Source organism: Paenibacillus tritici (genome assembly GCF_018207515.1).
Taxonomy (GTDB): Bacteria; Bacillota; Bacilli; order Paenibacillales; family Paenibacillaceae; genus Paenibacillus_AQ; species Paenibacillus_AQ tritici.
Genome location: NZ_CP073365.1, coordinates 5,532,391 through 5,558,016, shown reverse-complemented (window position 1 = coordinate 5,558,016; position 25,626 = coordinate 5,532,391). Strand labels below are relative to the sequence as shown.

Below are 25,626 nucleotides of genomic sequence, written 5' to 3'. Positions count from 1 at the left end.
TTTATATAAGTTCGTTAATAAGTGATTTGCTTGCTAGAAAATAAATGAACAAATATTATAAAATGTTGTCTATATAAGTTGAACTAGATATATTCAGCGAGTTGGTCGTCTTCTAATCGAAGACAAAGACGATCAATAATCGTTTGAGCATCGAGAGCTATGTTTTGCGTAAATGCAGCAACTTTCTCGCGGATCTCTGAAACGGTATGGAAAAATACGTTGTTAATGACATCCGATTTTAACCATTTCCAAAGTCCTTCCACCAGGTTCAATTGTGGACTATACGGGGGTAAGAAAACCTATTCAAGACGCTCTTTGTGATCTTCCAAAAAGGGCCGAAGTAATTTCGCATGATGAATACGAGCATTATCCAGTATCATGACTATCTTTCCTTGTGGGTACGCTTCGACCACCCTTTGTAGGAAAGACAGAAATGTCTCTGCGTTATATTGCTCATCTTCTTTCCAAAGAATTTGACCCGTTATATAATCCAGTACAGCTAACAACTTGACGCCACGATGTTTGCCTGTGGTCTGGATGATGCGTTGTTTGCCTTTGAGAAACCATGTATGCTGAAGTGCTTGGTAATCCCGGATCATGGACTCATCTTCGAAAAGCAAGTGAGCAATATCTTCGTCCATTAATCTTTTTTCAAAGCAGGAAACGTCACTTCAGTAAAGATTTGCTGCTTGGCTTCATCCGCAGCAGCTAAGGTATACGTGGGTTTCGTGTAGCTGAGTCCAAGACGATGCGCCATCTTGGATATACCACGAAGCGAATAGGATTGTCCGAACTCCCGCTTGATGTATTCGCTAATGAGATAGAGGGTCCAGCTGTATTTACTTTCAAAGCCTACTTCGTGTGGAACCGAGGATACGATTGTCGCTTTCAATTGTTCCTGTTGTTCTTTGGTCAACCGCTCTGGCGCTCCCGTTGAATAGTTGATTTGCAGTCCAGCTACGCCTGCTTCGCGATAGGCACGCATATATTTATAGACCGTTCGTTCCGTTCTGCCGATAATCTCTGCGATCTCCTGCACATTCTTCCCTTTCAAATGCAGAACAATGGCTTGGTAACGCTCAAACATGCGTCGTTCTTTTTCTTTTTTCATCAAGTTTTCAATTTCTATAAAGGCTTGTGTCATTTCCATGATTTCACCGTCGCTTTTAAGTTGTATTTCCTTTATTCGACAGTGTGGAAATGAATTCCTTTAGTTCAACTTATATAGAGAATAATTATTACTACTTTTAGCTTCAAAAAATTTAGTTCTAGAAAACTCATTTGAAAGATGGAAACCCTTATGGATATAGGAACTAGGAATAATCTCGTGAATAGTATTATTAAATTGCAAACTAATAGCAGGACCTCGCTTGAGGATGCCGGAAAACCGATGTAAAACAAATATACATTGCTCAAAATACTTTACTATACTAAAGAACCCCCCAGTGACACCATATTTTATATATATCTAATCAGTAGAATGAATTTCGAAAGAAAGTCAAACAAAAACCCCTTTAAGATAGGTTTTGGATTATAAATATGGTCGAGACGACAGGATTTGAACCTGCGACCTCATACTCCCGAAGCAAGAGATAATCATTTTGTGGTAAATTAAATAACCTGCGAATTTATTAAAAACAGCGTAAAAGAAAGGTTATGCGCTGTTTCTTGTGTTTTTATCAATTACAGGAGAGTCATAATAGGATTTTAGCAGATCTGCCTGAGTACTATCGCGAATATTTCAAAAAAAATAAGAAGTTAAGAAATAACGAGTATATGAGAGTATATAGGATACCTTTAGATTTTTGTTTGTGTAGAACGCCTACTAGAACACCTGCTAAAACATCTACTAGAACACCTACTAAAACACCTGCTAAAACACCTGCTAAAACACCTACAAGAGCGCTCCCATAAGAAATTTCCTATTGGAGTAAATACCTGCATTCTTTAGAAGTTATCAGAGTGAGTTTATGTAATGAAAAACTACGTATTATTAAGATTGTGAGAGGAAATAAAAGATAGATTCATTTATATAATAATAGTGGTATTTGTACCCAAAACACCCCTTTTTGTATCCAGAAGAGCTATTTATGTACAAAAAGGGGTGTTTTGGATACATACCATTTTAGTGTATTTGGTAAGGTGATTTTATAAAAGACTCGAAATGAGCTTTGCGTTGAGGGCGGGGGATTTTTATAATCAAGTTGTAACTAAAGCAGTGGACAGTTAAGAGAAACTAATGGGGAATTTTAAAATATAGAAAAGCAAATATGGGAAGCTTGTATAGATTTAATAGTTTTTCTTAATTGAGAGGAGGTGAGTTTTAATGATGACTTTATATCAATCTCTAACGCTAATGCTTGCGTTTGGATCTCTAGTAATCGCGATTATAGACAAAAAAGAACGGAGGTAACAATAACCAGCCATCCGCCAAGATATGGTTATTCCTCCGCTGTTCTTATTCAACGCCATTGTACGCTTATTTCACTTTTGACACAACAGGGAGCGCCAAAACGGATAGTGATTCCGTGGAACTGGTATTCCCTGCTCTGTATTTTTGCAGAATCCACTTCCACTATAGCGTTATTTTTTCAATAATAATTTCGGGATTTGAAGCTGCAAGTATTAGTTATCTCGGTATAGGGAATTTCCGATTCTGCTTGCCTAAGTTTTTGTAAAACGGCCCGTTGCTCTTTTTGTTACCTAAATCGTATCCATAATACTTCTTTAATGCCGCCAATATAATTTCTTTTCTTGCCCCGTTTGTTTCGGTGTCCAACAAGGAGAGAAGTACATCGTTTGACATTTGAATAGAACCGTCGTCCTGCTTTATCCCTTCGATAATTTCCCTCCTATTGATTCCGTAATTCATAAGTAACTGTACTGTATCAATAAAACGCTCATAGTCCTTAGAGAAAAGATAAGTTGCGATCCAATGAAAACTATTCGAACCAAAAAACATATTGTTTCCATATTTGGTCCGATGCGTCATTGTAAGGGCTTTGTTGTTATAAGCTACAACGTATTCTTTAAATAAAGAAAAATAAGCATTAGCGTTTGTCATTTGTGGGACGGCTATGAGTGTGAAAATATATGGATTGTTTTTCATAGTACTTTCGCGCATTTCTTCATCTGTAACGATTTGAATGTAACGGGAAGATGTAATTATACCGTTTTCGAGAAGAAAAATATTATAACTATTGTTATGCCTTGTCGATAAAATGTTGCTCTCGTACTCATCAAACTTCTTTGTCAACTTTGCAGCAAATCTCTCATTCTTCGTTAATTCCATGAGATGACTGTTCATTGAACGTATGATTCCACTCTTAGTGCTTATCTCGTTTTGAATTGTTATAGCAATACTTTCTTCAAACAAACGGGTAATCATCCGAGGGCTGATATTTTGCAAATGTTTTAGGATAGGGAGGAAAAACAAAATTGCTTCTTCTCCATTTGCTAAGAGTTGTTCTTCAACGATATCGTCTATAACAGAAAAATCCCCTTGTGCCTTATCAATTTTACATATCAATAATTCAATAACGACATGCCAGGATGAAGATGCGAGGTTCTTACCGATAAATTGATGTAATTCTTTCATTTTACCTTTTGAGAATAGATTGCTGTAAACATAGTAAGCAGTGAAATACTCTAAAAAAGTCTTGTGGGTAAAGTTATTCTCCACATAAATGGACCGAATATATGCGAATTCTAAAAAACTTTGGGCTACCTTATCCGCATCATGCTCATACTCAAACTCTCCTTTCTCAAGGAGGTAATTCCGTACTTGCATTTGTACCGCTGCATAAGTAAAAGGAGCCTGGTTTTTATCCAAAAGTTTTTCGAATTGCCAATAAGCCAGGGAGGAAAATGTAGCGATTTTATTGGAAATAGGTAATTCCAGTGCCAATTTCTTCTCTTTGTTGTCACGAGTATCAACTAATGTAAGTGTGCAATTTTCATAAACATCTAATTTGGATGTCGGTAGTTCTAATTCATTTCGGTATAAGATTACAATCAGGGTAAGCAATAGTGGATTGCGCTTCAATTCATCCTCAATGTGTTGCAATTCCTTAATGCAAGAATCAACTTCTCTCCTACGGATATCTGTATTGGTTTCCTCTATTCCATACCATTTATGTACAAACTCTTTCACTTGTTCATCGTCAAAGTCATTTACTTCAAACAATTCAAATTGTTGTGGGTCAAAATACACTTCATCATAGGATTCAAAACGGCTTGTTACAACGCACTTCAAATCCTTATATTGAGCGGCGATATTTTCGATGTCGTTTCGTATAGAGATGCGGTCCTGAACGTCAAGTACTTCATCCATGCCATCGAAGAAAATTATTACCTTGTATTGTGTTAGGAAATTCACAATGTCTTCCTTCATCAATTTATGTATTTGATGTTCAGATCGAAGCTGGTTAAAGATATAATCGATAAATCCGATCGAATCTCGTTTTTTCTCATGATTGTATTTATGAAGTTCTACACGGATTGGAATGTCTTGATTTTGTTTTGAAAGTAGATGGATCATTAGGTGTTTCACAAGTGATGATTTTCCCGCGCCGGGTTTCCCAAGAATTACTACGTTTTTTTTAGATTTAAAAATTGCTTCTAAGTGTAACTTGTCTTGTTGCATTTGCGAACCCTCGAAGAGATGATTTGTGTGCTTAGTGAACAATTCTAGATTTTCTTGATTCATGTTCAAATCCTCGAAGAAATGAATGTGGTTCTTGACGAGCAATTCTTGATATATCTTTTCAGATAATCCTTCCAACATGAAAGTGCTTTTTCCTGATCCTGCATTGATAGAGAGTGCCGTTTTCTTGGTTTTATCAACGTGGTCTATATCAAAAAAGAAATAATTCGAGTTTTTTTGTCCATGTCTTTGAAGGGTTGGCTTAACAAATAGTTTCTCAAAGGGAATCTCGCGCGGTTTGGTTGTAAGTGACAGGCCGAAAAAATTAATTCTTGAAAAATTATTTTTTTGGCTTTCTCGGTATTGTTTCATGAAAACGTTTAACTCCATCTGTGGTCTTTGGAGCATGTTCTGGAATGTCTTAACGTCTATAATTTTGTCAACAACAAAGAAAGAGTTGATTATTTCCTCATCCATCAATTCGGCAATATCATGGGGTAATAATTTTTGGACATTCATACTCTTTAATGCTGCAAGGATTCTGTTAAAGTCTATTGATGGATCTAGGCTGGTCTTTTTAAATTCGTTTTGAACATCTAAAATCCAATCATTTAATTTCGATTCATGCTCGATCTCTGTAGAGAAATGATCTAATAGAGCAGATGTCGTTTGATTAAATCCTTTGGAAACGGCAAAGTAATAAGACAAGTTGTTGAAATCATATATTCTTGGCTGTTGTAGTGCGAGCAATACGAATTTGATGATTTCCTTCACTGCTTGCGGTTTAGTAATCAAAGCTTCATATTTCTTACATTGAATGACCCCGACAGTTTTTCCTTTTTGTACCATTATAATATCTCTGCCCTGATCACCAGTGCCGGCTATCAAGTGACAACCGTCAAATTTAAGCAGGGTAGTGCCATTTTTTCGGAAAGATTCAAAAAGTAGGAGTTCAAATTCTTTGTCGGTTAATTGATTCAAGGGATATTCTTTGTTGGCAAACTTAATTGGTTTTTTCATTTCAACTTCTACTAACTCTTCTTTGATTTGATTTTCATCTATATACTTCACGTTGGTTCAACTCCTTTAAGAACTTGTATATCCTTTAAAGCATTCGCTGAAAAAATCCACACGTGCATGCAAGGGATGCTATGTTACCGCTAACAAGGTTATTACTTAGGAAGTCATTATACTGATAACAAATAGATACAATCAATTATTAGTGGATAAGTGGATTCCTGGGTAATATGAGACACTCTTTCGATTACTCTGATTTCCACACGAGATGACTTTCTGGGAGGTATCATTTCAATAAATCAAATAGGGGTTGCAACAAGAGTTCAATTGAAATGAAGCATAATCAGCACTCAAATATTCTAGTAACTAAAAGTATCTTAACAATAAAAGGAAGAGAATTCTATATCACTGAGTTCAATCTTTCGACAAAAGTGTAAACGAAATGATGGTTTTTCTTATATTTGGAAGGATGAAATAGAAGAATTGTCGAAAGTTACTTGTACGTTTTCCTTTCTCAAAAACTATCTATTTACGTTTTGACGATAAATAAAGGGGGATTTACTTCAATCTTATGTACAGACTTTTAAAGAGTGATATTGATTTTTTCATAGCGGCATTACTGCAATCTAGTGTTTCTGTTCGTTTACAATCTGATGATGAGATAGTCATACCAATTAATGGAATTGTTGTAAAAATCCCTCCTAAGGCTGTCAAAATTAATGGTGAATATTTTTTTCGAGATAAACATGAGTTTCGGGTAGCTGTTAACTGACAACTGGTAACACAAGTGTACAGATTCTATTGTCTCTAATAATGATTTAATCAGAAGCGACTAGAGTGAAGGGGGGTTAGATGAGTTGGGAGATTGTTAGTGAGGTGAAGGAACCTTGTGGTTGCGGCATTGGTTTTGTAATTACTGTGGTAAAATCGGATGATTGGAATCGGACTGAGGAAACCATAAGCCTACAGTGTTCAGAGTGCGCTAAAAATTACGTGAGATATTCATATGATTATCATAGTTCGGGGATGATTGAAACTTCAACTTGCTGGGTGAAAAAAGAAGAATACGAAGTTTTTTGTCAACTGAAGTCAGAGTTCGAAGCACTTGAGGTTAATGTGAACAAGGATCTAACAGATTATCTTCGATTACATTATTTAAAGCCGTGGATGAATCTATTTAATGATGGTGCACAGAATAAAAAAGCCGTATGGAGTAAGCTACGGATGCTGGGACTAACAAGTTATAGTCATTCTACTTTTGGTAACAAAATTAAAGTGAAGGATTTAAACGAACATATTGAAAGCTTTGTTACATATAGTTTTGTACATCAATTAACAAAGATCTTATCGATTAATGACAAAAATATTGAAACGATTTCTATTTCTACACAAAAAGCACGTCAACAATATGAAGAAGCTCGAAGAGTGATGATGAAACTCTTAAGCCCCCTAATCAAAGTGGAGACCTTGACTTGTAAGAGGTACACTAAGAAGAGGGAGTGGAGCCGATGAGAAGCAACAAGTTGTATGACGAACAGCGGATCAAAGTAGCCCAGGAAGCGATCAATGGAACCAAGGTTTCCTTCCTGGCCCGAAAGTATTCCGTCTCTCCCAGCACGATTGCCAATTGGGTGAAGTTCTACAAGGACCGATTTGGAGAAGAGGCCACTCCGTCCGTCCAAGAACGGATTGAAGATGCGGAGCGTGTCCAAGATCTGGAGACGAAGATGGAGACGGCCATTAAGTTATTGGGTGAAAAGGATCTGGAGATCGAACTGCTGCGTGAACTCTTAAAAAAAGCCAACCCCGCTTACAAGACAAACTCGAACTGGCCGACGAAGCGATAAAGCGGGGGTATTCGGCTACACGGGTTCTACGTATCGTGGAGGTTCAACCTTCCACCTATTATGCGCATAAAAAACGTTTCCTGGGGCTTTGGAGTGCCCCGGATGCGGTAGTGACTTCGGGTCGTCCGATCCCCGCCTATTCCCTCACTACCGGCGGTCTGCGGGTCAGTGACCTACAGATCGAGGAGTGGCTGAGTGAGCTGGTAGAGGGCGAGGAGAACGGCTATGGCTACCGGAACCTGGCGTATGCCCTATCGGTCCAGCAGGGCTTAATCCTCAACCACAAGAAGGCGTACCGGCTGTGCAAGAAGCTCGGATTGCTTCAGAAAAAGCCGGTGAGGAACCTAAAATACCCTCGACGTTTAGCGCGAAATCGAGTGGTCACCGGCCCCAACCAACTCTGGCAGATTGACATTAAATATGGATACATTCATGGCTACGACCGCTTCTTTTTTATCTTTGACATGATTGATGTGTTTGACCGCTGTATCGTCGGCTACCACGTAGGAGCGAACTGTACAGCGAAGCAAGTCTGTGCCACGTTGAGGGAGGCCCTAGGCCGACGTTTACAGCCTGGAGATCCCTCACCGGTGATCCGTTCCGATAACGGCCCGCAATTCCTAAGCGACGTCTTTGGCGAGTTGTGTGCGGAAACGCAGCGTCCACTGGAGCATGAGCGGATTCCTCCAAAAACGCCGAATATGAACGCCTACATTGAGTCGTTTCACAGCATTTTGGAGAGAGATTTGTATACGAAAAGGTACTTTGAAACGTTTGAAGAAGCCTATGAAGCGGTCGCAGTCTATATTAATTTTTACAACGAGCGCCGTTTTCATGGCAGTTTGCAGCGCATGAGCCCCAAGCAATACCACGCCGCATGGAAAGCAGGCAAGCTAAAACCGATAGAAATAAAGCTGTAAACAAGATCCTGCGAAAACACGAGTTTTTAGCAGAATGTCTCCATAATTAGGGGCCCGAACCGGAAAAATGCATTTCGTTAACGGCTTGATCCAAGAGTGTAATTAAAGTGTTATTGTGTGGGAGTGAAATCTTTGTTTATACCTTTACACTGACACTGTGCAAGGAACTGATGAAATATGAAATTTCCTGAGGTGTTTTTTGCATGTTCTGGAACTGCAGAATTTAAGCATATAGGATTTAGGTCCACACTTAGATCACTTAGAGAGGTATGATAACTTGTTGAAAACTTCTAAAGAATTAGGTGATATCCATCAAATTCACAATTGGTTGAATCAATGTGCGCAAATTTACCATCAATTAAAAATGAGAGATAGAATTACTATTGATTTGTCACGGTTAAATTACATAACACCACTGGGGTGCACGACATTATTATCTACTTTATGTTTTCTGGAAAAACATTTCTATTTGGATACTGTGGTACCTCAAGTCCGTAAAATTGAGGATACAAATGTTGTTAGTTATATGGAAAGAATGAATTTTTTCAAACTCTGTCCAAGTGATGTGCGATTTTCATTTGAAAATGAATTAGACATGGAGGTTTTATATAGTCGCAAGCGCTACAATAAAGAAAATTCTTTAAATGAAATTACTCTATGCAGCTCGGATATGGATGTTGAAAAATTCGATAGTGCTTTGAAGCGAATCTTAAGGAATAAGGGAATAGCAGCCAATCAAGTATCTAATATTAGTCGTATTGTAACGGAACTAGGATTAAATTCAGTAGAGCATGGTAAACATAATGATGAGATTTCTTGCTATTACTGTATTCAATCGTATAGTGCGGGGAAACTAGGAATTGCTATCTGTGATAGTGGCGTGGGGATTGTAGAAAGCCTAGAATCTCATATAGATTTTTATGAGGACGATGATGATGTAGTGAGACAAGCTATCTTTACAACTGCATCTTCGCGGGGCAAGGAAAGAGGGAAAGGTTTACCTGATGTTAGAAATGTTGCATTATTACTGAATAATGCTCAGTTTTATTTAAGGACGCATAATAATGCATATCAAGTATTTAATGATAAAGTGGTGTCCCTCCATAATGGACAATATTTTAATGGTACTTACTACTATATCATAGTAAGTGCTTGACTTTACTTCTGATCGATTGATATATTATTAATGAATGGGTTTCAATTTAATTTTTGAAATCTCCAATAGAATGGTGGATAATTATGATATATTTGAATTTACTAGGTGAAGGGCAGGAGACAGTTAACTTACTGTTTAGACCAAGGCTTATTCCAATTAGGGAAAGATTAATGGAACAAATGAACATCGCTTCTCCAGGAACCGTTTTTTATTATGACATGAATCAAGTCGAGGGTATTAACGGTTCTGGGGCTGACGAGATTATAGTGAAACCGATCCGAGAGTTTATTAAGCATTACAAAACGGAGGACAAGTATTTGGTATTAATAAATTTAAGCAAAGAACATGACCATATTTACAATATTGATTTAACTCTTAAAGAAGAGAACGTAACTGTGGTTGGCAAACAAGACGGGGATATTGCTATTATCGGGAGCATCGGTGACTCACTAAGAGAAATTCTAGTAATCGCTCATGAACTTGGAGAAGTAACAGCGCGTGATATTTCAGATCGTATGGATAAGAAGCTTAATTTAGCAAGTACACAGCTTAATAAATTGAACGAAATACGTTTATTGAAACGATATGAAATGCAGCTTGAAGAAGGTGGTAGGCAATACGTATACCGCAGTTTATTTTATTAATGGAGGGGGACCTCCATTAATAAAATAAACGATTTCAAAATTATAATTGAACTCTCCCGAAAAGAGAGTTATAATTAAATTAGAGTTCAAAAACGAAATTGAAAACGAAGGAGTGCTGATGATGAACAAAATAAAAAATCGCAAGTTCATTTGTCGAGAACCTACGATTTTACAACAATGAATCCATCGTGCTGCTTATGGAATTAGAGGTGATTTCATAATACCACGATGGAAAGTTCTCGACAATCCATTATGTTATGAAAGGAAGGATAAATATGTTGATATGCCGTAAGTTTATTACACGTAAAGATGGTACTCGTGTATATGCAAGTCAGTTAGGTCTTGAAGCGATTTGTTTCGAAGTTTCTGAAGAAAAGCATCAGGCTTATCTGGATAAACAGAAGAAAGATAAAGAAAAATAAAAGCTAGAACAGAAGTTTGCTTCTGCATTAAGAAGATTCATCCTTTATAACTTATAAGACGAGGTAGGTGGAGGATATGGCTAAAAACACGGGCAACGGTTTCCGGAAAGGTGCTGTAACAAAGCGTTCACAGTTTCAAGCACCAAACGGAAACTTTGTAAAAAGAGATACTTCGAATGGACGTTTTATGGATCAAAAAACGACGGGAGGTACATTCAAAGGCGTTAGAAAAGAGAGCTAGTAGAGCATCAGATTTAAAATAGTTAAAATATGGTGAATGTGATATAGTCGAGATAAAAAGAGGTGTCGACTATGAGAAACCGTGAATATACCGTTTGCTTAACCGCAAATCAGCAGAATGAATTAGTGGAGATTTGCTCAAAAGGAAAGGTGGCCGCACGATCTCTTCGGCGAGCCCAAATTCTGTTGTGGGCAGATGAGAATCGACTGGACGGAAAACTTACAGATGTAGAAATTGCCAAGCAGCTACACATCCATACGAACACCGTATATCTGGTGCGCAAGTCCTTTGCAGTGAACGGAATGCAGGCGGCGCTTGAACGAAAAAAGAGACTGACTCCGCCCAATCCTCCAAAAGTGACTGGCGAATTGGAGGCGAGAATCATCGCGCTCAGTTGCAGTACACCACCGGTGGGAAGAAGTCGGTGGACCCTTCGGCTGTTGGCAGATAAGACCGTAGAACTGGGGTACATTGACAGCATTTCGTACGACACGGTCGATCGGATTTTAAAAAAACGAACTCAAACCCCATCTTCGTAAATGTTGGTGTATCCCGCCAAAGCAGAATGCGGCGTTTGTGGCAGCCATGGAAGATGTGCTAGAGGTCTACCATTTGCCCTACAATAGAGAATGTCCTGTCATTTGCATGGATGAGAAACCCTTCCAACTGCTGGATGATAGGCGCAACCCCATTCCGATGAAACCAGCCAAGCCATTGCGAGAAGATTCCGAATACGTACGCCATGGAACCTGTAGTATCTTTATTTTCACAGAACCACTTGCAGGCTGGCGGCATGTCAGCGTTCGTCCACGACGTACCAAAATCGAATGGGCGGAGCAAGTTCGGGAACTTTTGGACGTTCATTACCCGAGCGCACCGACCCTTCGTTTGGTGATGGACAATTTAAACACACATTCCATTGCCTCGTTATATGAAGCTTTTGAACCCGAGACGGCGCTGCGTCTAGCCAAACGGCTCGAGATCCACTACACGCCTAAACATGGCAGCTGGCTAAACATTGCTGAAATTGAGCTGAGCGTCATGACAAGCCAATGTTTAGACAGACGGATTCCCTCTATGGAAGAGCTCTCCAGCGAACTAACCGAATGGGAATCGACTCGAAACGCTGTTCAAAAAGGAGTGGATTGGCAATTCACTACGGAAGATGCACGAGTCAAACTCAAAAGGTTATATCCACAGTTTAAAGACTGATGAGCTACTAGTTTATAGAGTAAGAGTGGGTTTGTTTTATGATCCACTCTTCTACTCAAGATGAGGAGGGAAATAATGGTTGGGTGGTTAACAAACTATCTTGAACTTAATTGGATTGATATGATTAAGGATGTGCTTATTGGTTTAATATCAGGTTTGATTTTAACACAAAAAAGTCTGAATGATGTGATTAACAATCAAACAACTATACGAGAGAGCGTACAATACATAACTCAAACAGTCGTTGTTAATTACCCGAATAACTATGAAAGAAGAACAGGTAATAAACGCAAAACAACAGATGATGATAATTCGATTTTTGGAATTATAACTGTTGTTACGATTGTATTGTCTTATTTATATGTTAAGTATCACTCTGAACTAATGAATTTTATGACAAGTTTGATTGTCATTGGTGTTGTTGGAACCATGACAGTTGCCGTTAAATTATACCGGAATAATAGTTATGACAAATTGAATCGTTTATGGACATTACAACTGTTTGGAATTTTGATGTTTGATTGTATTCAATTGATTGTGATGTCAAAACAGGATATTTCTTTAATTTCTACACTCAGCCTTTCAAACTTCATTAGCACAGCTGGCATTGATAGGGTTGCTAGATTTGGAGTAATTGGTGTAGGCTATATTCTGAGTCTTCTGCCTAATGTACTGCTTTTCATATTGCTAATTCACATGTTATCTGTGAATTTGAACCGTGCTTTTAATGACAGAGTGACAACATTTTTTATACGTCGCACCGTCAAATTTACGAGTAAGCCATATCATATGTTAGTAGCTGTGATTTTAGTATGTTGCTTCTCATTGTTCTATTCAACTGGGTATGTATACGACATGATTCAGAAACAACAGGAAAGTACGATGCTTTTGTTTGAGCAGTCAGTTAAAGGAAATAACAAATAAAAATAAAACGACTCGTGAGGGTCGTCTTTTTATGTATTGTAAGTATAATTCTATAACCATGAAGATATACGGATCTAGTCTTATAGTTGACGTTTAGTGCCAAGGGAACTCACATTTTTTTTGAATTATAACAATATAAATTATTACATATAAACAAGTTTTCAAATATAGAGACTTTAAAGAAGATGGCAAATGGGTACTACTTACAAAGTCTTATATTACATAAATTTAAAAAGAGGGCTAAACTCAAAATAAAGAGTTCGGCCCTTAATTTGTTAAAATGTATATCCTAACCTTCCTAAACGAATACATAAAGCTTGAACACTTACTTTGAAGTCGTTAGCTATTTTTTCAAGTTCTTCTGATTCATGAAGGAAGTCAATTCCATTTTTCAAACGTTTCATAACGGTTTCCATAACTAATTCTTTTGGCATAAGCAAGGCAGCAGCAAATAAATTAGCTTCAATTTCCTCAATATTAACTCCTTCTGATGATTCGGAATCACGGAAATTTACTTGAAAACTACCTCCATCAACATAAATCGATTCACCATGATGCAGTAAGAAATGTCCAATTTCATGAGCTATAGTAAAACGTCTGCGATTCGGTAAATGCTTAGAATTAACTCCAATAACGTATTGTTCACTATCTTCATCACGGTAGAGTAAACCATCAATTTGTCCATCAAATGATTCATATTGCAATTCAATATTTAAGTGTTGCGGTATTTCCTCAACTGGAATAGGCAATTTATTTATGTTGAGTCTTTCTATTAAATCATTAGCCAAAGCTTCAATTTCTTCATTTTTCATAACTATCATCACCAAGTTCTAATTTTTGTTTCGTTTTAGTCAAAATAGAATCTAGAAAGTTAGCGGCATCTTTATCTAAATTTTTAAATTTAGGCGCAGCAGATTCATTTTGGATAAGGTCGGATTTCTTTGGGATCAACTCTTGAAGAGATACTCCCAGTGCTGTTGAAAATTCATATATCATATGAAACATAAACTTTTGACGACCACTTTCTATGTTAGTTATTGATGTTCTTTTGAGTCCAACTAGATCACCTAATTCTTGCTGAGTTAAACTTTTTCTTTCTCTAGCTTCTCGTATACGCTTTCCAGTTTCTATATAAACTGTATTCTCCAAAGATATTCCCCCCTAAAAAACTGAGGATATTGAAAGAAATATCCTTAAATTAATATTAACCACCTTTTGCAGAATGTCAACGTAGCAAACATATTGATTAAGATAGTTGCTGGCGGAAAATATGTTGCTAAAGGCAACATGAATTAAATTTGTTGCTTGTGTTGACACTCGATTTTTAAAATGTTATCTTTATGAAGAAAGATTTACCAAATTGGAGCCATGCTGATAGACACCTTTGATTGATACACAGAATTGTGGTTTTCAATTCGGATACACTAGAATAATAAAACGTAAGGAGTGTAAATCATGGCTCTTCCTCCAGCAGATGGTAAACAAAGAGAAGTTCTTGCTCTTCCAGTGGGCGGTCATACTGTAGTTCTTGGAACTGCAGGTGGTGGTAAAACATTAATGGCGATAAAGAGAGCTGCTTATTTGGCAGAGCTCTGTGGTAGAAATGAAAAGGTTCTGTTAGTTACTTTCAATAGGGCTCTTGTGGCTTATTTTAAATCTATTTCTGATAATGAATTAAAGAACGTTGACGTTAGAAATTACCATAAGTTTGCCATTGGATACTTAAATAGTAAGAATCTTATGGGATTTAACGTAATTGCCCCTGCTTATGATAGGCATAGGTTTACTAAAACGGACCTAATTCAAAAAGCACTTGCTGAATTTAAGAGTAATGCGCCTTCAGTAACAACATTTCAACGTGATGTTAATGTTTTTATTGAGGAAATTAATTGGATACAGAAAATGGGTATTAGAACGCTGGGTGAGTATGAAGAAGTTGAAAGAGTAGGCAGAAGTGGTACTAGAATAATACGGAATAATAGGAAACACTTTTGGGCGGTTCTAGATTGTTACATGGAATTAAGAGCAAAGCATGGATATAAATATGACCTGGAGGATTTAGCCTCGTATGTTGAGGGTGAATTAGAGCACGATAGCTCGAATCGTTACTATAAACATATAGTTATAGATGAAGGTCAAGATTTCTCTCCAACAATGCTGCGTTCTTTAACGAAGGCTATCCCCGCAGACGGGAGTATTATCTTTTTTGGAGATGTAGCACAACAGATTTATGGTGGACGAATTTCCTGGCGGAATGCTGGCTTTAAAATAAAAGATATTTGGTATTTTGAGCAAAATTACCGCAATACCAAAGAAATTGCAGCTCTTGGGCTAGCGATCTCGAAGTCGAAGTATTTCCAAGGCGTTGCTGATATGGTGGAGCCATCTTCACCCAAAGCTGAAGGTGTTCTTCCGGCCGTTATCAAGTTTTCGGATGAGAAGAAAGAGATTTTGTATCACATTGAAAGAGCGAAAAAGGAGTTTGCTGCGCAGACTGTTGGTATATTAGTTCGCAATCGGAAAGATGTTGAGAATGTTGTTGCCTTTTTAGGGATCGCTAAAGCGAATTTCCAAGTTCTTCGTGGAGATATGAATGGTTTTAATCTATCTGCCGGCATCTCTGTTGGGACATATCACTCAGCAAAAGGTTTAGAATTTGACACTGTTATGTTGCCGTATTTTACAAAATATAGGCTTCCAGATCCTGAACGAATTATTGCTTTAGAAGATGAAGAAGAAGCAATGTCTGAAGAAGTTAAATTGATTTATGTAGCAGTAACAAGGGCGCGAAGAGGTCTTATTATTTCATATACAGGAGAACTTACGGAATTGTTACCAACCAACGAAAATGACTTATATCAGGAGTTTACAATATGATAACCTCTTTGGAAGAATTAATTCAACAAAAAGGAATCACACGGTTATGTCATTTTACCAAATCGAAGTCTTTCCTTCATATAATGTCAAATGAGATCGGTATTAGAGCGAATAAATTCTTTGATAATGAGGAAGAACTGCTTAATAAGAATGATGAGTTTCGCTTTGATGGAAGAGAAGATTTTGTTTGTTGTTCAATTGAATATCCTAATTCTTGGTTTTTGAGAAAACTTATAGAACGGGACCAAGATAAGTTTTTTCGAGAATGGGTTATACTATTTATTAATCCCAATCTCATTTTAGACGAAACTACACACTTTTGTCAGGTGAATGCCGCTAAACATAATGGGGGACTTATAGAAAAGGACTTAGCTGGCTTTTCAAAACTCTTCGCACAAAACAGTTCGCATTTTAAGTTTCCAAGGAACTCCAGAATGCTTTCCTGTTGTCCTACAGATGGTCAGGCAGAAGTTTTGATCTATAAGAATATACGTCGGAGTGATATCATTGGGGTTGCCGTACCCAATGAAAAACAAGCAATGGAAGAAAAAGCACGTATTAAGATTGAACGTGAGAGTTGGGATATCCCTATTATTGTAGCGCCGGGTTTATTTACGAATCAATGGAGCAATATGGCTAGACAAGGGGTAAGGATACAAGAGATGCCTTATGAAAGTGAGGGAAACCATGACTAAATTAAATTCTGAGATCTATGATAAATATTATGGTTCGTTTGTTGGAGCTGTTGTTGGGGATGCTTTAGGATGGGCGCAAGAGGATCGTGGGAATAGAATAGGCGGATTCAATTCCCAGCCTTCCTATATTTTGAAAGAGTGGAAAAGAAAAAGCGGAGGGAGATACCAGCCCTACGAAGAGATAATTCAAGCTGGTTCTTACAGTGATGATGGTCAGTTGCTTATTGCAACCGCGAGAAGCTTACGTTATGGAGATAATTGGTCTAAACATTTTACTAAAGTTGAATTACCAGCTTGGTTACTTTATGAACGTGGTGGCGGTGGAGCAACGAAACGAGCTGCTGAAAAATTGAGCAATGCAATCGTTCCTTGGAAGTTAGATAAGCTGAAAGATGAGGAGGTTATTAGTTATTTTAATGCCGGCGGTAATGGTGTTACTATGAGAATACTCCCTCATGCTTTTTATTCTCACGATAATTTAAGCCGTATTTCTCAGGATGTTATTAAAAATGGGATTTCTACACATGGTCATCCCCGTGCTTTATTAAGTGCAATACTTTATGCCTATGCCGTACACTATTTGAGTCATAAAAGCGATTCATTGAAGTATGGAGAATTAATTTCATACCTTATTGAAAATGTGAAGATGTGGAGTGAGTTTCCTAAGTTAAATAAAATGGATGAATGGTTTGAAGCAGCACAATTTGCGACTAAATACAAATATCTTGATATTTGGGGACAGACCTCTAATGAACTTATGGAGGGTTTAAAGATAATTCAAAAAGCTCTAAAATCGGGTATGATGGACAACACACAAGAGACACTTCAAATGCTAAATTGTTTTGATAAACGTATCCGTGGTGCAGGGACAGTTGCTACGTTAGTATCTTTGTATATGGCGTCAAAATATGCGACTAACCCAGTGAATGGTCTAATAGAAACAGCATTTATGAGAAATGCCGACACTGATACAAATGCTTCAATGGTTGGCGGATTACTTGGCGCAATTTATGGATCTGAATGGATAAGCAACGAATGGGGAAGTTTGCAGGACTTTGCTTACATACAAAAGTTGATTAACGAGCAAGGTGCTGTAAATAACGAAGACAATACCATAAACTTTTGGAGTACAAGGGAAAATGAAAGGGTAAAGAAAGAATTATCACAAATATCAATTGGAGATACGATACAATTTGGACCTTTCCAAAAAGTTGAACTAAAAGAGAAAAATACTAATAAAACTTTTACCGATAGTATAAATGTGTTCACATATAAATTAGTCTCTCATGAGGGACAGAGTATTTATATTAGAAGTATTACAAAGAATTTGGCAAAGTCACCAAAACAGAATAATGTTACAATTAATAAAAAGAGCAAAGAAATCGAAAAAGTTAATCAAGGACAGTTTGAGTTCAACTTTACCAATGCTGAAAATAATAAAAATACAAATAGTAACTTTGCCAAAAATCAATATTTCCTATCAACCAAACAACTTATGGATACTTCAAAGCTACTACCATCTAGAATGACTGTTAATAAAGCTATACCAATTCTAATCGATGTATATACGGAAATTCAATTTAAGAAGCAAAAGCAAGAACCTGTCGATAATGTTTTCATACAAGAAGTAATTAACAAATTTAAATCAAAATCTATTGATGAAGAGATTTTAAGTAAATTAATCAATTATTTTTGTGAAATTAAAAATTAATGATATTTGAAAATAAGTTTTAATTAACATTTTTAGAATATACAATATCGTCGTATATCAAGAGAAAGAAGCTTTCCAAAATTTAAATTAATTTAAAGGGAAATTCTCAGTAACTTTAAAAAGAGTCTGAGAGTAGGGCTATATTCCAAAATATTAGCCAAATACAGCACCTTCGAGAAAATGGATCCTGACGTAAAATATGGACATCTCCTTGAAGGTGTTTTTGTGTTGACAACCAGAGTGAACCCCATAGAACTAATAAAAGTAAAACGGAGGCTGGATGACTACGGCAACAATTGAATCTGTAAAAAGTATTGCCAATAACCCAAATTGATAGTAGAACTATAAGTCGTCATTGCATGGATCGATTGTAACCGAAAGGTAAGAAGGGAACATCCTTCCTTCAACCTTGCTTCTACATTCAGTCTTGTTGATCTTATTCAGTTCTTAATATATTTTTCTAGTAACTTTTTAAATACTTCACTATTAAGTTTTGAATCGAATAGGTCATGAGAACTCTTGCAGTAAATAATGTCCTGACTGATGCTCTGTGACAGATAGGGTTTAACATTATCCGGTACAAATAATCCTAAGGCTTGTACAGGAAAATTTTTACAGATCTCCATAGCCCGGTAGAAGCTCACCAATTCATAAGGCATTGCGGAGCTGCAAAGTAATCGAATGTCTGAGTTTATAAAGGGATCTTGAATTACCTTTTCACTTAATATTCCGCAGTCAGTCACGATGAAGTTATAATCTTGATTAAACTCCTTTGTAAAGTAGAAATCAGAGCCTTCCATTCTATAAGAGTTCCCGGTTTGATGAGGCTTGAATAACTGAATGATATGAGCCAGATGATTGCTGGTATTCGATTCAAGATAACAAGCTGTTCCGCCATGTGCATTAATCCAACAGACTAGATTAAATGCAGTGGTGGTGACACCTACACGTCGATCACATCCAGCAAGGGCGATCGTGACATTTTTACAATTAAATTGGTATTGAACTTCATCATCCGAAGCTAAGGTATTAAAGTTTCTTTCAAATATAGTGCGTTGTTCAAGAGTGGGGGTGTATCGTTGCAAACCTTCTTCAGAAAAACACTCACGGATTTCATCCTTTATTTGATCTATTTCTGTTTCTGTAACAACATTAGTGATTTCTTCTTGGATTAAGTCTTGTAGGAAAGGACTGCTCTCCGGCAGCCCTTCCGAAATCACAATGATCCGCATTTCATACATCATCTGAAAGGATAAAAGTGCTTGTACCATTTCTTCATCAGTTTCTTTTATTGCTCCACGCTCAATTGCTAAATAGCGAACATGGCTATAAAAGCGCATATCTTTGACCACAAAGGAATTGAGTGAAAATGACCCAATCAGCTTTTTTATCGGCAATTCCAACTCAGTCTCAATAAAATCTAGCAGATTAACTTTATTACTACTAGTTAGATATAGAATCATCCTTTACCCTTCCTTCATGAATAACAATATAATCCCAATGACCACTAGACCCATATAGAAAAAAAGCTCAATGAGCTGTTTCTTTTTGTCCATGCTCATCGTCCTCCTGCTGTTCCCATATAAGCAAACTTATATTCCGGGATATCAAAGTGGACATGCAACCTTTTAGAACCAATCATCAATAAAGCATGTTCCCGCTTCTTGCTGGCCAGAAGTTCTTCCTCTGCATCCGTTAGGTTATAAAGCTCACGTGTTTCTTGAAGGTTCTTCCCGTCTGTCCCCATCAGTATTTTGATACAAGGTATATCCAGTAGCGCTTGCCCGTACATTTTGACTTCAGGGGCTAGAAAGTCCACGACACTATGAGAGATAATCGCAAGGCCGGCTTCATATTTTCGAGCGCGTTTCTCTACATTTCGTAAGAATACTAGGCTCTGCGGGACGTTAGGGTCGATCATCAAATAACACTCATCACAGATTAGAAGAACCCGTTCTGTCCGGTCCTGAGACATTTGCTCCCAGCACCAGGATAAGAGGTTAAAGTATTGGGTTCTCTTGATGTTCTCAGAAGTATTCTGAAGAGTATGGGTGTCCAAGCAAATGCAGCGGCTATGGGTTTGGATGGTACTGTGACCATTCCATAAAAAAGAGTCCCCACCATGTGCAATATCATGCAATAGTAGGGACAACTCTTTATACACTTCATCTCCAAGCTTCTTTTCCTTGCCATGAATCAGAGCGTAGAGGTCAGAAAAAGTAGGGAAGTCGGTGCTGGCTAGTTTCGTAATATCTGTGGTCCACGTAATTAGAAACTGATTATACAACTCAATCAAACATTGCTTAAGGACAGCTTTTTGCATCATGGTCAGGTCAGGGATGTACAGGTTAAAGAAGATTTCCAGATTCTTCAGATGAAGCGCCATGTCGGACATACCGTGACCTTCATCTTTATAAAGCGGAAATTGCTCATCCTCTTCATCGCGTGGAGCGGGGCGAATTTGCAGTGGATTGATTCTACCATTAGATCCACCGCCGGCGTTAATCCAGTCGCCATTTAGCCTCTGGCAAAGCTCCTTATATTCCGATTCTGGATCAATAAAAATAATTTTGGTACCCTTCATGTATTCACTAAGTGCCACATGCTTTACCGCTGTAGATTTACCTACGCCGGCCACGCCCATAATGACGATGTTTGAATTGGTTCGATCGCCGCCACGCTTCCATGTATCGACGATGACCAATCCGCCGCTAGCGTCCTTAGCGAAATAATAACCCGTTCCGTCATTAAAGCCAGAGCTTGCAAAGGGGAAGCCTCCAACGAAGGTACTCATCGGCATGATTTTGTTAAGTATATCTCCAATTTGATCTTGTGCCGGGTACATAGGAGATAGGTGACGAAAGCCCTCTTTTTGAAGATGGGCCAGGTTTCGAATTTTGCAGCGCATCATACTGAAGGTATTTTCAACACGTCTACATGCGCGAGTGAACTGCTTATCATCTTCTGCAAATGGCATGACCATTACATTCATAAGGCCAACCGTTTCACCGTTTTGGTCGATCTGCATCATAATGTTCTCACCATCGGTAGCCGCCTTGTCTGCTCGTTGACGGGTGAGAGGATCTTTAGCACTGTCGGCCATGCTGCGATTTTGTGTAATGGATTTGGATATTGCTGAGATTAAGGCGCTATTGTCTATAGGTTGAAAACCGATGGATACCATGGTAGATGGCATATTGGTTAGAGTGGAGAGCCAACCGACATCGGCTTTGGGAGGATACTGAATGACGCCATACATTTTAGCTGTTTGTTCACCAATCACAAGGCCGTTACGAGAAAACTCCAAGCCCATAGGAGTGATTGCGTTTAGAAGTGAAGGATTCACAGATAAAGATGGAGATGTGGGTTTCAAAATATCAGTTCTCCTTTCCGCTTATGATCCAGAAGGGGCCACCTGCTGCTGCATTTTTTCGGGCTTCGTTCAAAATAATGGAGAAATCCCATTCCTGCTCACTTCGCTTTCGACTGGCTGGATCGGCGACAAGAATCTTGCCTTCAGTGGTGACACCTCGAAGTACCATGAAATGGCCGGAGGAAGTGAAGTGACCTTTACCCATAATGGCAACAACCAGTTTTCCACTAGATAAGGCATTAATGATAGTTTGCTGGTCTTTTTGAGCAGCACCTTGAACATTCAAACCAAAATGCTGAGCTCCATCAGGAATTAAGCTATGGTAGCTACCGGTTCCTTCTGCCAAATAACCATTTTCATAGGCCCACTTAGCCATAGTCACAGGATCGATACTTTTATCTGTAAACGTCGATACAACAATTGCTAATGAAGTTGGACCGCATCCAGACACTCCAATGGTATCTCTAGGACCGTAAGGCTTATCTGCCCAACGGGAATCCATTTGGTTGTAGTAGACAACTTCACGACTTCCATCCTTAAACGTAACTCCCTCATATTGCTGCCCCTGACTTTCCAAATATCCTTCGTCGGTATTTTGTAGAATTTGGGTAAAGCCATAATCGGTACGCATTTCATTTACAATGGGAGTTTCATCAGCCGAGAGCCATATTTTAAGTGACTCTAAGGGGGAGGTAAGCAGTTGTAGAACCATAGCGATGAGAACCAACAAGGTGGCTGCAGGAATTAAAATCAGCATCAGTATTCGTTTGCGAGCTTGTTCGTCGGAAGCAATTTTCAGGGCTATTTTGGAAAGTAACTTCGCAGTGAAGGGATCCAAATTTTACACCTCCAACTTCGCAAGAAAAGGAATCACATTTTCAGGTTCTGTCGTTTCGAGGTGGGTGTAGGAGGGATTGTTAACTAGGTTGCATAACTGAACGATGTCTTGCTGTTTTAAAAGTTGGGTCTGCACTTGGCCATCTTCAAAATGCTGGGCAAGCCTTTTAGCTTTGTCCAAGAGGTCCCGTTCAGTCCCGTCAGTTTGTCGCTGCCAGAGAATTAAATAAAATTGTCGCTCAACTACTTCACCTGAGAGCGTGAGCGTGTTCATCTCCAACATTTCTTGCCGGAGCAGTTCCTTCTGCTTAGGGTCTGCGGTAGAGAGTAAGGCACTGAGTTCTGAAATTAGTGGGGATATATCTACAGGTCGACTTACCGCTAGAAACTTAAATGGATAGTTGAAAGAGGATAATTCGGCTGTTAGCTTGTTAATGAGTATCCGCTTTTCGGAGATGCTCAATAAATCCAGGCTAATTGGGAAGATCCGTACATAGCTCATCAGCCAACCGTCTTGTGTATGAAGGAAGTTCCCATGAATGTCTTGTACTTGGACGAATTCTTGTGCTGTTTGCATGGCAAGATCAGTGGTGATTTTTGATTTTGATTTACTTTTCATGAGGTGAAATAAAACAGCTCCTCCGCCAAGAAGGCAGAGGAGCAGCACAATGATGGGCAGCAGCATAAATGCAGCACCAACTTTCTATTTTGTTTTTTTCGGTGCAATATGCCAATCAGAGAATAGGTTCCCGGAGATCGTAATCGTTCCCTGTAATTGAAGGGTTAGCATGCCTGCAGGCGTCCAGGCATCCAGAATGCGTGTGATTGGAATATAGGGACCGTCAGGGAACCAAACCGGCGTAAAGTGAACTCGACTTAGGTAAGTTGAGTATTCATTGGTCTTCAACCAAAAACTGGCGTTCACTCCACCTGATTTAAGGTCATGAAGCCGCCAGTAGGTTTGATAAGAAAACTCTGGGAAATAGGTTACGGCGTGCTGGGCACCGGTGATGTGACTACTAGGAGCATTAGAAGAGGTCGTGCTGTTGCTAGTTATCTCAATGCCATATCCTGATTTCATCCTATTGGAGGAAAGAGATGGTGATTTAGTATCGGGGATGACTGATTGAGTGGCAGAGAGGGAAGCGAAATAACTAGTCCAGATATAATCCCACCAGCCTCTATCTTTCCAAAATCCATAATCTATCCAATAGCCAGTATCCTTTCCGGTACTGTGCCATTGCCAGTTAGAAATCCAGACCCAGTATTCATGCCAACTAGCCGACCAGATTCCCCAGGAGGCAGTAGTTTTAGATGGATAATTAGGAACTGAAGGGAGGTGAAATGAATCGTTACGATCTGTGGCAGTAGGATTGGGCGGGGGATTCTGATTCAGATCGACAATAGAAGCTGTTATAGAGGAGACACTAAGTGTGCCGTTAGTTGAACTCACCTGAATGGAAACTGATTGTGGACTGCTAGGTGTGTGCCATTTTATCCAAACCAACTGACTGTCGCCTTCCGGAATGACGATATTCTTCACTGTGTAAGTGCTGCCCATAATCGCAAATGTAACTCTTGCCGGATTATCAGGTGTGATTTCAGTAGAGGTGGAAAGATGTACAGAGGTAATCACATCGGTATCTGTTCGGTATTGGTAGCTTGCCTGACTGGGGGAAGGGGTAGTAGGGGCGTTATTAAAGCGGACGATGCCCAAACCAAGGGAGGTGATAATTTGATCATTACTGACACGACTGCTGGTAGATCCATTCCAAGCGGGGAAGCCAAGGTCGGAGGTCTCTAAAAATATGGATAACGGTAGGTTTTGATGAGTGAGGCTAACCATTTTTGAACGTAAGTTACCATTTAAAATTTGATCGTACAAAGCGGTCTCATGGGCAGTCATCGCCATCTTTACACCTTGAAAGGTGATATAAGCGATGGGTTCAATAAGGAGTTTGTAGTTACCGTTTATTAAAGTCTCGTAGTCAATATTTGTTGCGTTCGCAATCCGAATTGCCATGTACTCTGAACAAAAATATCTTTTGATGAGCTCTAAACTCGGTTCAGCTTTACTCGACTTAATAATGAAAGGTAGACGTTCTCCAGGCTGTACATATGTGTAAGGGGCAGTGGATGGTTTTAAAGTTGTCCCTTTGCTGTACTGTAGTTTACTGACTTTTCCGAAATGAATAAGTGAGCTTGGAGGAGTTCGATTTGTAAAATCAATAGGGGTAGATACCGGCATCTGATCAGCTGCTCTTATTACAGTCACCCTGACTCCTTCATCGTTTGTATTCCAAAAGTTTTCCCCACTACCGCTACCTAAACCACCACCACCAATGTCGATATTCCCATCACCAGTACCATCAGCGTTTATACTATACGGCATGAAAATGGTCATCGTAAGTAATAGGATAAACATACATTTTAAAAATCTACTCATAACCAATGCCTCCAAAAAAGAAAAAGACGCAGCAACACGCCGCGTCTTTTCTCATGTTTTGTGATTTTAATCCATGTCTCCAACTTGCTTATTCAAATCACCGTCATTTCCAGTTTCAACAACTTGGGTTCCTCCCCCTTGATCTTCAACCCATCCAAAGCCAGGAACATAAACCTTCCCATCATTATTTTTTTCTCCAGCCTTTGGTTCATCTTTTTGTTTATTAGGCTGAGTTGTCTTTTCTTCATAAGCTGGAGTAGAAGCAGGAGACTGTGGTTTTGTAGAAGCCTTAACTTTGGGCTTAGGTGGTTGGGTAGGTTTTTGTGTTTTTGCAGGTTGAGCAATAGGTACTTCAACATTCTTCTTTTCCTTTTCCAGCTGAAGTACAGGAGTTTCAGATATAGTAGGCTGAGGGATGATTTCGGCAACAGAGATGGGGGAGGGACTTGGACTTGGATTCTGGGGGGAGGTAGTAGGGCTTGGCTCTATTTCAGGAACATTGATTTTAGAAGGAATTGCTGCCGTTATCGTATTTGCTGGATTAGGTATTTGACTGCTGTCTTGATGTGGCCATGCCGCCCAAGTGACTATAAAGCCAACAATCACAATTCCTCCGGCAAAAGCCCATATCTTTCGCTTCATGGTTCTCGACTCCTTAT

23 protein-coding genes and 1 pseudogene are annotated in these 25,626 nt (G+C 38.7%); 14 read left to right on the top strand and 10 right to left on the bottom strand.

Annotation, left to right across the window (positions count from 1 at the left end):
- Positions 1-83 precede the first annotated feature (83 nt).
- Positions 84-1,144 (bottom strand): annotated as a pseudogene (locus KDC22_RS23860) (IS630 family transposase).
- Between the two features lie 1,182 nt (positions 1,145-2,326).
- Here KDC22_RS23860 and KDC22_RS34070 point away from each other — a divergent pair.
- Positions 2,327-2,413: a putative holin-like toxin gene (locus KDC22_RS34070; RefSeq protein WP_425517072.1), complete on the top strand. Its 87-nt coding sequence runs from the start codon at positions 2,327-2,329 to the stop codon at positions 2,411-2,413.
- Positions 2,414-2,629: 216 nt separating this feature from the next.
- Here KDC22_RS34070 and KDC22_RS23855 read toward each other — a convergent pair whose 3' ends face one another.
- A complete protein-coding gene (locus KDC22_RS23855; protein ID WP_211720582.1) occupies positions 2,630-5,716 on the bottom strand; it encodes an NACHT domain-containing protein in 3,087 nt (1,028 codons plus the stop codon).
- A 517-nt stretch (positions 5,717-6,233) separates the two neighbouring features.
- On the opposite strand from KDC22_RS23855, the gene KDC22_RS23850 reads away from it, so the two are divergent.
- The 10 genes from KDC22_RS23850 to KDC22_RS23805 all read left to right on the top strand — a co-directional run bounded on the left by KDC22_RS23850 (position 6,234) and on the right by KDC22_RS23805 (position 13,028).
- On the top strand, positions 6,234-6,434 hold the full coding sequence (locus KDC22_RS23850; RefSeq protein ID WP_211720581.1) for a hypothetical protein: 201 nt from the start codon (positions 6,234-6,236) through the stop codon (positions 6,432-6,434).
- A gap of 80 nt (positions 6,435-6,514) precedes the next feature.
- Entirely contained in the window at positions 6,515-7,174 is a 660-nt protein-coding gene (locus KDC22_RS23845; RefSeq protein ID WP_211720580.1) for a hypothetical protein, read from the top strand.
- Positions 7,171-7,509, top strand: coding sequence for a transposase (locus KDC22_RS23840; RefSeq protein WP_211720579.1), 339 nt, complete (start codon positions 7,171-7,173; stop codon positions 7,507-7,509). Before KDC22_RS23845 ends, KDC22_RS23840 begins: the two co-directional genes overlap by 4 nt.
- Entirely contained in the window at positions 7,491-8,429 is a 939-nt protein-coding gene (locus KDC22_RS23835) for an IS3 family transposase (RefSeq protein WP_211724166.1), read from the top strand. Before KDC22_RS23840 ends, KDC22_RS23835 begins: the two co-directional genes overlap by 19 nt.
- A gap of 277 nt (positions 8,430-8,706) precedes the next feature.
- Complete coding sequence (locus KDC22_RS23830) at positions 8,707-9,585, top strand: ATP-binding protein (RefSeq protein WP_211720578.1); 879 nt, start codon at positions 8,707-8,709, stop codon at positions 9,583-9,585.
- An 83-nt stretch (positions 9,586-9,668) separates the two neighbouring features.
- The gene (locus KDC22_RS23825) at positions 9,669-10,229 is read left to right on the top strand and encodes a hypothetical protein (RefSeq protein ID WP_211720577.1); all 561 of its coding nucleotides are present in this window, start codon (positions 9,669-9,671) and stop codon (positions 10,227-10,229) included.
- Positions 10,230-10,504: 275 nt separating this feature from the next.
- Positions 10,505-10,651 (top strand): hypothetical protein, encoded by a 147-nt coding sequence (locus KDC22_RS23820; protein WP_167330790.1) that lies wholly within the window; start codon positions 10,505-10,507, stop codon positions 10,649-10,651.
- A gap of 76 nt (positions 10,652-10,727) precedes the next feature.
- On the top strand, positions 10,728-10,892 hold the full coding sequence (locus tag KDC22_RS23815; protein WP_211720576.1) for a hypothetical protein: 165 nt from the start codon (positions 10,728-10,730) through the stop codon (positions 10,890-10,892).
- 71 nt (positions 10,893-10,963) lie between these two features.
- A protein-coding gene (locus KDC22_RS23810; RefSeq protein WP_211720575.1) for an IS630 family transposase occupies positions 10,964-12,104 on the top strand; the annotation gives its coding sequence in 2 pieces (ribosomal slippage) (positions 10,964-11,403 and positions 11,402-12,104; 1,143 coding nt in all).
- Positions 12,105-12,179: 75 nt separating this feature from the next.
- Complete coding sequence (locus KDC22_RS23805; RefSeq protein ID WP_211720574.1) at positions 12,180-13,028, top strand: hypothetical protein; 849 nt, start codon at positions 12,180-12,182, stop codon at positions 13,026-13,028.
- A gap of 275 nt (positions 13,029-13,303) precedes the next feature.
- On the opposite strand, the gene KDC22_RS23800 is transcribed toward KDC22_RS23805, so the two are convergent.
- Together KDC22_RS23800 and KDC22_RS23795 are read right to left on the bottom strand one after the other, a co-directional pair.
- Positions 13,304-13,840 (bottom strand): ImmA/IrrE family metallo-endopeptidase, encoded by a 537-nt coding sequence (locus tag KDC22_RS23800; protein WP_211720573.1) that lies wholly within the window; start codon positions 13,838-13,840, stop codon positions 13,304-13,306.
- Positions 13,830-14,177 (bottom strand): helix-turn-helix domain-containing protein, encoded by a 348-nt coding sequence (locus KDC22_RS23795; protein ID WP_211720572.1) that lies wholly within the window; start codon positions 14,175-14,177, stop codon positions 13,830-13,832. The genes KDC22_RS23800 and KDC22_RS23795 overlap by 11 nt, the downstream gene beginning before the upstream one ends.
- 306 nt (positions 14,178-14,483) lie before the next feature.
- Between KDC22_RS23795 and KDC22_RS23790 the strand changes: the two genes are divergently transcribed.
- The 3 genes from KDC22_RS23790 to KDC22_RS23780 are packed head-to-tail and all read left to right on the top strand — an operon-like array spanning position 14,484 to position 18,311.
- Positions 14,484-15,905 (top strand): 3'-5' exonuclease, encoded by a 1,422-nt coding sequence (locus tag KDC22_RS23790; protein ID WP_211720571.1) that lies wholly within the window; start codon positions 14,484-14,486, stop codon positions 15,903-15,905.
- Positions 15,902-16,600 carry a DarT ssDNA thymidine ADP-ribosyltransferase family protein gene (locus KDC22_RS23785; RefSeq protein WP_211720570.1) on the top strand — a complete coding sequence of 233 codons (699 nt, stop codon included), beginning with the start codon at positions 15,902-15,904 and terminating at the stop codon, positions 16,598-16,600. Before KDC22_RS23790 ends, KDC22_RS23785 begins: the two co-directional genes overlap by 4 nt.
- Entirely contained in the window at positions 16,593-18,311 is a 1,719-nt protein-coding gene (locus KDC22_RS23780; protein WP_211720569.1) for an ADP-ribosylglycohydrolase family protein, read from the top strand. Before KDC22_RS23785 ends, KDC22_RS23780 begins: the two co-directional genes overlap by 8 nt.
- Positions 18,312-18,751: 440 nt before the next feature.
- On the opposite strand, the gene KDC22_RS33560 is transcribed toward KDC22_RS23780, so the two are convergent.
- The 6 genes from KDC22_RS33560 to KDC22_RS23750 all read right to left on the bottom strand — a co-directional run bounded on the left by KDC22_RS33560 (position 18,752) and on the right by KDC22_RS23750 (position 25,609).
- Entirely contained in the window at positions 18,752-19,774 is a 1,023-nt protein-coding gene (locus KDC22_RS33560) for a hypothetical protein (RefSeq protein ID WP_246552926.1), read from the bottom strand.
- Positions 19,775-19,869: 95 nt separating this feature from the next.
- A complete protein-coding gene (locus tag KDC22_RS23770) occupies positions 19,870-21,684 on the bottom strand; it encodes a VirB4 family type IV secretion system protein (RefSeq protein WP_246552924.1) in 1,815 nt (604 codons plus the stop codon).
- Positions 21,685-21,688: 4 nt separating this feature from the next.
- Positions 21,689-22,522 (bottom strand): C39 family peptidase, encoded by an 834-nt coding sequence (locus KDC22_RS23765; protein WP_246552922.1) that lies wholly within the window; start codon positions 22,520-22,522, stop codon positions 21,689-21,691.
- Positions 22,523-22,525: 3 nt separating this feature from the next.
- Positions 22,526-23,206, bottom strand: a complete 681-nt coding sequence (locus KDC22_RS23760) for a TraC-like domain-containing protein (RefSeq protein ID WP_211720568.1) — start codon at positions 23,204-23,206, stop codon at positions 22,526-22,528.
- Positions 23,207-23,224: 18 nt separating this feature from the next.
- Positions 23,225-24,967, bottom strand: coding sequence for a DUF8193 domain-containing protein (locus tag KDC22_RS23755; RefSeq protein WP_211720567.1), 1,743 nt, complete (start codon positions 24,965-24,967; stop codon positions 23,225-23,227).
- 66 nt (positions 24,968-25,033) lie between these two features.
- On the bottom strand, positions 25,034-25,609 hold the full coding sequence (locus KDC22_RS23750) for a DUF6550 family protein (RefSeq protein WP_211720566.1): 576 nt from the start codon (positions 25,607-25,609) through the stop codon (positions 25,034-25,036).
- Between the last annotated feature and the right edge of the window lie 17 nt (positions 25,610-25,626).

Bases quoted from the DNA above. Each gene is read 5' to 3' on its own strand.
- KDC22_RS34070 (WP_425517072.1), top strand. From the start codon at position 2,327: ATGATGACTTTATATCAATCTCTAACGCTAATGCTTGCGTTTGGATCT.
- KDC22_RS23850 (WP_211720581.1), top strand. From the start codon at position 6,234: ATGTACAGACTTTTAAAGAGTGATATTGATTTTTTCATAGCGGCATTA.
- KDC22_RS23845 (WP_211720580.1), top strand. From the start codon at position 6,515: ATGAGTTGGGAGATTGTTAGTGAGGTGAAGGAACCTTGTGGTTGCGGC.
- KDC22_RS23840 (WP_211720579.1), top strand. From the start codon at position 7,171: ATGAGAAGCAACAAGTTGTATGACGAACAGCGGATCAAAGTAGCCCAG.
- KDC22_RS23825 (WP_211720577.1), top strand. From the start codon at position 9,669: ATGATATATTTGAATTTACTAGGTGAAGGGCAGGAGACAGTTAACTTA.
- KDC22_RS23820 (WP_167330790.1), top strand. From the start codon at position 10,505: ATGTTGATATGCCGTAAGTTTATTACACGTAAAGATGGTACTCGTGTA.
- KDC22_RS23815 (WP_211720576.1), top strand. From the start codon at position 10,728: ATGGCTAAAAACACGGGCAACGGTTTCCGGAAAGGTGCTGTAACAAAG.
- KDC22_RS23805 (WP_211720574.1), top strand. From the start codon at position 12,180: ATGGTTGGGTGGTTAACAAACTATCTTGAACTTAATTGGATTGATATG.
- KDC22_RS23800 (WP_211720573.1), bottom strand. From the start codon at position 13,840: ATGAAAAATGAAGAAATTGAAGCTTTGGCTAATGATTTAATAGAAAGA.
- KDC22_RS23790 (WP_211720571.1), top strand. From the start codon at position 14,484: ATGGCTCTTCCTCCAGCAGATGGTAAACAAAGAGAAGTTCTTGCTCTT.
- KDC22_RS23785 (WP_211720570.1), top strand. From the start codon at position 15,902: ATGATAACCTCTTTGGAAGAATTAATTCAACAAAAAGGAATCACACGG.
- KDC22_RS23780 (WP_211720569.1), top strand. From the start codon at position 16,593: ATGACTAAATTAAATTCTGAGATCTATGATAAATATTATGGTTCGTTT.
- KDC22_RS33560 (WP_246552926.1), bottom strand. From the start codon at position 19,774: ATGATTCTATATCTAACTAGTAGTAATAAAGTTAATCTGCTAGATTTT.
- KDC22_RS23760 (WP_211720568.1), bottom strand. From the start codon at position 23,206: ATGCTGCTGCCCATCATTGTGCTGCTCCTCTGCCTTCTTGGCGGAGGA.
- KDC22_RS23755 (WP_211720567.1), bottom strand. From the start codon at position 24,967: ATGAGTAGATTTTTAAAATGTATGTTTATCCTATTACTTACGATGACC.
- KDC22_RS23750 (WP_211720566.1), bottom strand. From the start codon at position 25,609: ATGAAGCGAAAGATATGGGCTTTTGCCGGAGGAATTGTGATTGTTGGC.